General features: G+C 56.8%; 4 protein-coding genes and 1 pseudogene. 3 read left to right on the forward strand and 2 right to left on the reverse strand.

Annotation, left to right across the window (positions count from 1 at the left end):
• Window positions 1-178: 178 nt before the first annotated feature.
• Window positions 179-1207 carry a hypothetical protein gene (locus BJF91_RS02285; RefSeq protein WP_075612860.1) on the reverse strand — a complete coding sequence of 343 codons (1029 nt, stop codon included), beginning with the start codon at window positions 1205-1207 and terminating at the stop codon, window positions 179-181.
• A gap of 778 nt (window positions 1208-1985) precedes the next feature.
• On the opposite strand from BJF91_RS02285, the gene BJF91_RS02290 reads away from it, so the two are divergent.
• From BJF91_RS02290 to BJF91_RS02300, 3 genes are all read left to right on the forward strand, one after another.
• Window positions 1986-2906 (forward strand): hypothetical protein, encoded by a 921-nt coding sequence (locus BJF91_RS02290; protein WP_210289119.1) that lies wholly within the window; start codon window positions 1986-1988, stop codon window positions 2904-2906.
• A 306-nt stretch (window positions 2907-3212) separates the two neighbouring features.
• Window positions 3213-3674, forward strand: a complete 462-nt coding sequence (locus tag BJF91_RS02295; RefSeq protein WP_075612861.1) for a hypothetical protein — start codon at window positions 3213-3215, stop codon at window positions 3672-3674.
• 1 nt (window position 3675) lies between these two features.
• Entirely contained in the window at window positions 3676-4707 is a 1032-nt protein-coding gene (locus BJF91_RS02300; RefSeq protein WP_075612862.1) for a serine/threonine-protein kinase, read from the forward strand.
• A 699-nt stretch (window positions 4708-5406) separates the two neighbouring features.
• Here the strand turns inward: BJF91_RS02300 and BJF91_RS02305 are convergent.
• Window positions 5407-6858 (reverse strand): annotated as a pseudogene (locus BJF91_RS02305) (helix-hairpin-helix domain-containing protein); the annotation flags it as partial.
• Window positions 6859-6927 lie beyond the last annotated feature (69 nt).

Here is a 6927-nt window from a genome sequence, read left to right on the forward strand (position 1 = left end):
CGACAGGAAGGTCTGGAGATTTGGACCGTTGGCTAGAGCATCTTGTAGCGAGAATCGTGGGTGCCGACCAACGCCATGTGTTCGCCGCCGAAGACGTTCGAAACAATATCAACGTTGGGCAAGACACCAAGTGCAGTCCACTTCAGGGTCATCTAAATCTCTCCGGGGTTGCCTGCCGCTACTCAATCCCGGCATTATGTCTGCAATACGCAGCCAAGAAATTTCGCGCGACGACATCCGCCAGACAGAATTTATCAACGGTTGATCCGCCAGTTAACCATTCTCGGAAAGCATCCGGCTTATCTCGACCGGGATGGCTGAGATTGCTCGAACGAAATCGATATAGATTTATGGCATGATCCTTCACATCATCGGATATCCGTAAGATTGAAGATACCGTCGCGATTGACGGCAGCATATTTATGAGACCTATCTTCCGGAGTTCGGTCGACGCTTCACGGATCGCTTCCGGCTTGTTTGCGCGCTTGGAAAAACTCTCCGCAAAGCCTGCTGCAAACTGACGTTCTTCCTGCCGGATGCTGTCCGCTCGGTCTTTCCGCACCGAGGTCATCACGCCATTGACGATCGCCTCGACGCAGAGAACGTAATGCTGGAGGATCGAACGCTGGAGCGGTTTCGCCCCTGCAGTGCTTTGTAGCTGCCAGGCGGTCAGCAGATGGATGTAGGCGTTTTCGGCAACAGAGTCCTTGTCGATCTCCGAAAATAGCGCCCGGACTTCCGTCAAATCGGCTTCAAACAACGGGTCCGGCTCTTCAAATATCGCTATGGTAGCCGACTGCGACCAAGCCGTGATCTCTTGTTGCTCGCCTACTCGTCGCAGACGGCGAAGCTCGGCGTGATACCTCCTGCCAGCAATCGAAAGGCTCAGTGACAGAAGCAGCCGGTCAGCTATACGCTGTGCGGTGTCGGAAGCTTCGTCGGCATTAGATGCTTGGACATCGATCTGGAGGCGGTGCCGACTTTGCACCTCATCCCGCGGAGGATAGCAGACGACTTGGGAGTCTAAAGAAGCCTCCATCTTCATCACAGGTGGCCGAACCTTTTTCGAGTCTTCGAAGGCGGCATCCGATAGAGGAGCCAGAACGATGCGATCCGAAAATCTGAACTCGTCAGCAGGGAGCTTCGGTCCTGTGATGATCCACCAAGTTTGCCATTGATCCGCAACTGCTGAGGACTGAGATCGCATGGTGGTACTCCAGATTGAACCAATCCATCGATAGCTGATCCGGAAACCTTTTCAACACGTCGTTAGGACAACGTTGTGGAAATGACCAAATTGGACGGTCAGTACGAATCGGGGGCGGCGAGCATCGTTGCACCGCAGGAATAACGGCTTGGTCTCGGCACCTGATCCTCCGATAAAGAAATCATTATTGGCTCAAACAACCCGCCGGTGACCGCTTTTGGCAAGATTTCAGTGTGGGTCGGCAAAATGCCGTGCGGACGACGGGCGATTACCCAATGATTTCAGAGGAGCTTAGGCAAGGTGTGGGTGCGTATAACACCTATCGCCTCGCCGGATCCTAATCACTCGCTCATTTGCCGAATCGTCCCAGTCATCAACTATCCCGCTAGTTTCAACCATCTAAAGACCCATGCGTTCATGCGTTTGCCGACACAGTTCGATATCCGGGTGCCGCGAAGGACTCGAAAACGGTGACGGACATAAAGCCTTCTATCCGGCACATTGCGGACTTCTCCCGACATTTGATCCGTCGTTTTAACCCGCCAAAAACGACCGGCGTCTATAGATGTCTCAAGTACCGCGCGAGGTTGCCGTTGAGCGCTTTAACTCGTCAAGGTTTATTGGCCTGGTGCGCACGGCGAAGAGACGTCGTCGTCGCGGCTCCGGTCCTCGACATCAGGCGAGAAACCTCGTCAGTATGGGATCGGGGCACCGCTTACCCCAAGAACTCGGTGCCAGCGAAGGTTTCGAATTTCGTTCCCAATAGGCGGAGACAGCTTTGAAAAAATTCAATCCCATTCGAACGCGGGAGGTGATTGGTGAGACTACAGCCCGCGTACTTCGTACCGAATATGATCCCGCGAGGCCGATGGGGAATTTTGCGGTGCATGACATCAACGATGTTATCTCTGCTTGGCTGGTGCGTCATGACAAGGAAATAACACCCGTTCTTCCACGTGCGCTCCAATGGTTGGACAAGGCCATCGAGGGAAAAGAAGAGGAAAGGTTTGGTCCTTTTCCCTGTTCCCACCGCAGGACTTTGCACTGGGCTAAGGCCCTTGGCCACTGGATGCACGGTGAAGGAAACGACGAAGCATCGTGGAAAACCGCTCAGGATGCAGAAATTGAATACATGCGAACCGGCTTTACCAAAGTACTCGGTGTCGACAAGTTTGATTACAAGCACCAACGTTTCGTTCCTCAGGAAGTCAAGGGCCTGCCGTATAGCTCACGGAGACTGCTCGTCGACGGAACTCTTGACGATTTCATGGCGTTCAGCCTCCAGGCTGGTCAATACGACACCGCAGTCGAGGAATATGAGCGACACTTAAAGCCGAAAAACCCATCGATCAAAACAACGTTAAAACCACGAGCGTTTGCCTATGCGCTTTGTCTAAAGAAATTAGGACGGGCGCGGTTTGGCGAAAATGACCTGTTGGAGGCCGGGCAGCGAATGTTGCGGGCCAACCTCGAGGGGTGGTTGGGAGGCGGCCAATATAAGCGTGCGGCCACATGGTTGAAGATCGTCTATTGGGACCGCGACCAGACCCTGACGCCACTGGAGACCATCCTTAAAGCCTATGACAACATGCCAAACGTACCGTTGCCTGATTTCATGCTGGCAACCTGGTCTGAACTTGAGCCAAATTCCCTTCGAATGAGGTGGGCACAGTTAGTCAAAAGACTTCGGTTCAAATGAGGTTTTGCCTTGGTAACGGGAGCACTGATTTCGAGCTGAGGATGAACATCAGCTATCAAACGATGACGCGGAAGGTAGAATCAGGACAGCGGTTACGCTCGGTCTCGCCGAACTGCTCCGCCGAGCGAAGCAGAGAAAGCGAAAATCCGGTGTTCCGACGCGATGATCTCCACCAAACCGAGACTACCCGCTCCTTGACCGAATCGTCTCGATCATCAACTATCCCGCTAGTTTCAATCATCTAAAGCACCCATGCGTTTGCCGACGCAGTTCGATATCCGGGTGCCGCGAAGGACTCGGAAAACAGTGACGGACAGGTGGCTGGGTGTGCATGTCTCTGGTGACGGACTGATCGTAGTCGACGCCGAGGTTCCTGACGACGGCCCCATCGTCATCGTGGCGGACGAATCATGGAAGCTAGAAAAGGGTGATCGCCCCGAGGCCTTCCAGACGATCTACAGGCGCCTCTCGGACTATGTCCGGGACAAAGGCGTAGTGAAGGCAGTCATCAAGGAGAGCGCCGCGAACGCGCGCGGCATGGGCCTTGCGCATCTCCAGGCAGCGGAGCTACGTGGTGTCGCCATATGCGCTCTCGCCTGCGGTTGCCCGGTCGAGCAGGTTTCAAAGGCTCGCATCAGTAAAGGTTTCGGAAAACGCAAGGCCGACGACTATCTGAAGGACAACGACTTCTGGAAGGAAAACGTCGATGGTGTCGCCATGCGCAGCGGCAGCCGCGAGGCGGCTCTCCTGATACTGGCGACCCGCTGACATGAGCGAGTTTTCCTCCAATCTTAAGATCGGGCCCAAGCTCGGCAACGGTCATTTCGGCGACGTTCACTTGGGAAGCGACGACATACACGAGCAACTCGCCATTAAGGTAATCCGCCCGAAGAACACCGACACTCCCGAGAAGTGGGAGGAGCGCAAGGGGAACCTCGTGAAGGAGGGCGCCAACCTGAAGAAGGCGACCCACGACAACGTCGTCCAGGTCTACTACGTCAACGGCTCGACGACCGAAGACGCTATATACCTAGCAATGGAGCTGTGCGAGCGGGGTTCCCTTCAGAAGCCTTACGAGGCGGGGCCGATGCCCTCGACCGAGGTTCATCGTGTGGCAACGCACATCTGCCATGGCCTCGGCTCCCTGCATGATCGCGAGATGCTCCACCGCGACCTCAAGCCGGGTAATATTCTTGTCACCAAGAACGGCACCGTGAAGCTCGGCGACTTCGGCCTCGTAACCGACGACATGTTGCTGGGTTACGCGGAACTCGGCTACTCGTACACCGATCACCTGGCACCGGAATCGCATGAGACGGGACTCTCCAGCAAGAAAACCGACTTCTGGGCGCTCGGGATGACGCTCTACCGCCTTCTTCATGGAGACGAATGGTACAGGCAGAGTCCCCTTCCCCGTTTCAGCGTGGCGGACGGCGGCTACGCTGACAGGCTGACGTGGCTTCCCCATGTCTCCGGCAGATGGCGGCGCCTCATCCGGGCGATGCTCGCGGACGACAGCGCGACACGTCTGGCGACAAGCCGACGAGCATTGGATGCGCTTGCCGATATTGCAGGAGAAGCCGCGTGGGACTGCGCCCTCAACTGCGACGGCGTCCGCTGGACCCGGGAGATCAAGGGCCGCAGGATAGAGGTTGATCTCGTAAGGCACGGCAAACTGTGTAGCTGGACGGCGGTCAGCCACCCCATTGGCAAAGGCGCGAAAAAGACTTTGGGAAGTTCTGGCGGCCCCGTTGCCAAGAGCCTGGCCGACAGCCAACTCAGGAAGTATTTCGGAGGCTAGCGCGGCTAGATGAGCGCTTTAGATACCTGCCCGAGGCGACGATTTCGTCCCTTGTCACTGGACGTGCCTTGAAGACCGCAGCCGCAATTTCTCTCCTGTCGCCGCTGCAGTTGTTGCAGAATCTGTCAGCCGAGAAGTCTGGACCGTCGCGCTCGTGCGAGCCGCCGCAGTGTTTGCAGGTCTTAAAGAGAATCGCGGTCGCCATGGGTGCCTCCCGGTTACATTGTCGAACATAAAGCGAACAGGTAAACAGTCAATCAAGATCGCCGTTGCATCTCACGCTTCGTTCTTGACGGCGGCAACGAGGTCATCGATGACGGCCGTGGCAGGCGTGAAACACATCTTTACTGATGTCACACGGGAACTGATCGGCACCGCCGAAGTGATCCAGGACCGATGATCCGTGTACTTTCACCGCACCGCAAGGCTCCGCGCGCTAATTCGGTCGGTGTGCAACCCGCCATCATTATCAGGAATGGCCTAACATCAGGTTGCAACGCACCTTACAGTGCGCTCTTTGCCTGTCGTCGCGGGAGGAGCATTCGCCGTCTATGGATCATAGATAAAGAAGGCAGTGCAGACCAGGAACCGATCAAAGCTAAGTCCGTGCCGATGCCGTTGATGAGAAATTCCCATGAGTGAAGCTTTAAATGATTCCGGCTCCGCTCTGCGTGCGCCGGGAGCAGAGAAGGCTGCCGATCACTGGAAATTTCGCGACTTCACCTTCAGCGTATCGATATGCAAATCCCTGACGTAAATTTCCCTCGCTTCGGGGATAGACTTCGGGCGATCCCGCGCATCACCACCTCCGGGTGAGCCATGAGCGAACTCGTCGCCACGGCCACTTGGGTTCTTGAACTCGGTATCGCGGTCCGCCAGCGCCGACAGGTCTCCAGACAAGTCCTCTAGCTGTCGAGCAATGAGATGAACTACGTCGCCCTCACGCTGGATCTTGCCTTGAATCGCCATCATGCTTGCTCCGAGGACGACCCGTCGCCTCTTCTCGAACAGCGACGGCCAGACGACGATGTTGGCAATGCCGGTCTCGTCCTCTAAGGTAATGAACATCACGCCCTTCGCACTACCCGGCTTCTGCCGGACGAGCACAAGTCCGGCGACGCACAGCCAGCTCTTGTCGCGGGCATTCATGGCATCGGCGCAGGTCACGATCCGCCGGGCTGTCAGATCTCGACGCAGAAACGATATCGGGTGCGCTCGAAGCGTCAGGCCGACGTGCGCGTAATCCTCGACGACGTTGTGGCCTTCGGTCATCTGCCGGAGGACGACTTCGGGCTCCTGCTGCTCGGCAACCGCCCTCTCCTCCCGCGCCGCTGCGGCAACGAACAGCGGAAGCGGCTCGTCGCGAAGGGCCTTGATCGCCCACAGCGCGTCCCTCCGTTCGAGACCGAACGCTGGTCTGAAGGCATCAGCTTCCGCTAGTTGGACGAGGGCTTCCGATGGAACCTCCGATCGCCGCCAGACATCGTCCACGGACTCGAACGGCCGCTCGATGCGCGCAACGACGATCCTGGCAACATCGGCAGCCGCCAGTCCCGCAACCTGTCGCATGCCGAGGCGGATCGCGTGGCGGTCGGTACCGGGGATCTCTTCCAGTGTGCAGTCCCATCTCGAATGCGCAACGGAGATCGGGCGAACCTCGACACCGTGCTTCTGAGCATCGCCGATGATCTGCGCCGGGGCATAGAACCCCATCGGCAACGAGTTCATCAGCGCAGCGGCGAAGGCTTCAGGGTAATGACATTTGATGAAGCAGGAGGCATAGGCGATCAGCGCGAACGACGCTGCATGGCTTTCAGGGAAACCGTAGCTGCCGAAGCCTTCCAGTTGCTTGAATGTCTTCTCGGCGAACTCCCTGCTGTAGCCTTTGTTGACCATTCCATCGATCAGCTTGGTCTGGAATCTGGACACGCCGCCTGTGAACTTGAAGGTAGCCATGGACTTGCGTAGCTGATCAGCCTCGCCTGCGGTGAAGCCTGCACAGACCATCGCGACCTTCACCGCTGACTCCTGGAAGAGCGGCACACCGAGGGTCTTGCCGAGCACCTCTCAAAGTTCCTCTGTCGGATATTCGACAGGCTCCTTCCCTTCGCGGCGGCGCAAGTACGGATGGACCATATCGCTGTGTTTCGGCGTGCAAAATTGACCCCATTAGCGGGGTGATCGGCGTCCAATTTTGACCCCCTTCGGATTTATCTGACC

This window comes from Gillisella taibaishanensis (assembly GCF_001938985.1).
GTDB lineage: Bacteria > Pseudomonadota > Alphaproteobacteria > Rhizobiales > Rhizobiaceae > Allorhizobium > Allorhizobium taibaishanense.